A 1,684-nucleotide genomic window follows, 5' to 3' on the forward strand; every position below is an offset into this window, starting at 1 on the left:
GCCGGCCTGCTCGCGCTGCTGTTCCTGCACCGGTCGCGCGCCGCACTGCTGTGGTGGGCCGGCGTGGCGTACGTGGTCTCGATGAGCGCCGGCGGGAGGACGCGAACACCGAGGAGGACCACGCCCGCGGGTACTACCGCGACCGCGTCGTGGTCGAGCTCGCGCAGAACGCCGCCGACGCGGCCACGCGTGCGGGCGTCGAGGGTCGGCTGCTGCTGCGCCTGGCGCGGGCGGACGACGGCACGCTCGTGCTGGTCGCCGCTCCCCCGCCCTTGCCCATGACGTCCGCGAGCGTGAACGTGAGGCGTCCGTCGGTGAGCGCCCAGTCGAAGAAGTCGCCGCCGACCCCGCGCGCGCGGGCAGGCACGCACCTGCGATGCCGTAGCCGGGGACGTCGGGCACCGTGCGCGGCAGGAGGCCGGCCTGGACCTGCGCCGCGCGCTGCAGCTCGTCGTCGACGACGAGCTCCTGCTCGACCCACGACGCGAGGTCGCGCAGCAGCACCGCGTCCTGCGCACCGAACTCGCGCGGCTGCACGTCCATCAGGCAGAACGTGCCGACGCGGTGACCGCCGGGCGCGACCAGCGGATGCCCCGCGTAGAAGCGCAGGTGCGGGTCGTCGACGACCCACGGGTTCTCGACGAACCGCGGGTCGGCGGTCGCGTCCTCGACGACGAACGTGCCGGGCTGCTCGATCGTGAACCGGCAGAACGACGTGTCGCGCGCGGCCTCGTCCTGCTCGAGCCCGACCTTCGCCTTGTAGAACAGCCGGTCACGGTCGACGAGCGACACGAAGACCGTCGGCACGCCGAAGAGCTGCTGCGCGAGCCGCACGACCCGGTCGAACCGCTCCTCCGGCGGCGTGTCGAGCATGTCGAGCTGGGCGAGCGCGGCGAGCCGCGCGTCCTCTGTGGTCTCCACCCCCATGTCATCGACGGTAGCCAGGGGCGACCAAACCCGGCATCTGGACGCCTGCCCGTTGTCCGGTTCCTCCCGGAGTGCGGCACCGGGTGCGGCAGAGATCACCCGCGGACACCCGCCGGGACGCGTCGCGAACCCGTCGGAAAAGCGTGTGACACGCGTATCTGGCGAGTGGTTCGGTGTCCTTGATCCACCGACGACCGGGCCGGCAGGGCCCGGCTTCGTCATGCCCGCACCACCCCACACCCACCCACCGGCGACGGTCCCGTCGTCGTGCCCGAGGAGCCCACCGTGCATCCCACCATGACCCACGAGCTCGCCCGCCAGGAGAACGCCCGCCGCCTCGAGGAGGCGACGATCGCCCGCGCCCGTGCCCGCGTCACCGCCGAGAGACACGCGTCCGACGCCACGAGGCGTCCGCCGCATACCGAGCGCGTCGCGCTTCCCCTGCTCCTTGCCGGCCTGTTCGCCGGCAGCTACTCCGGCGCCGTCGCCCGCTGACGCCGCCGCACCGAGGCCGGTGCCCCACCCGGGGTGCCGGCCTCGGTCGTGTCCGGGACCCTGCAGCCCTCGCGCCGGTGCAGGAGCGGAGGGGTCCTCTCCGGCGGAGCGTCGGCCGGCGTCCGACCGCTGCACCGGCGCTCGCGGAGGCGCCCTTCACCCCGGCGGAGGACAGCGGCCTCCCGCACCGGTCCGTCGTGCCACCATGTGCGCCATGCCGCCCGCCGCCCGCCACCGCACCCGCGAGGCGCGCTGATGGGGC

General features: G+C 74.4%; 2 protein-coding genes. One reads left to right on the forward strand and one right to left on the reverse strand.

All coding sequences use genetic code 11. The features are described from left to right. The coding region (locus HGA02_RS18510) for a GAF domain-containing protein (protein WP_246248074.1) at positions 1–927 on the reverse strand (927 nt) is incomplete at its 3' end. Positions 928–1,194: 267 nt separating this feature from the next. Here HGA02_RS18510 and HGA02_RS18515 point away from each other — a divergent pair. Next, entirely contained in the window at positions 1,195–1,422 is a 228-nt protein-coding gene (locus HGA02_RS18515) for a hypothetical protein (RefSeq protein WP_168680781.1), read from the forward strand. Positions 1,423–1,684: the final 262 nt, after the last annotated feature.

Source organism: Cellulomonas septica, from assembly GCF_012396155.1.
GTDB classification, from domain to species: Bacteria; Actinomycetota; Actinomycetes; order Actinomycetales; family Cellulomonadaceae; genus Cellulomonas; species Cellulomonas septica.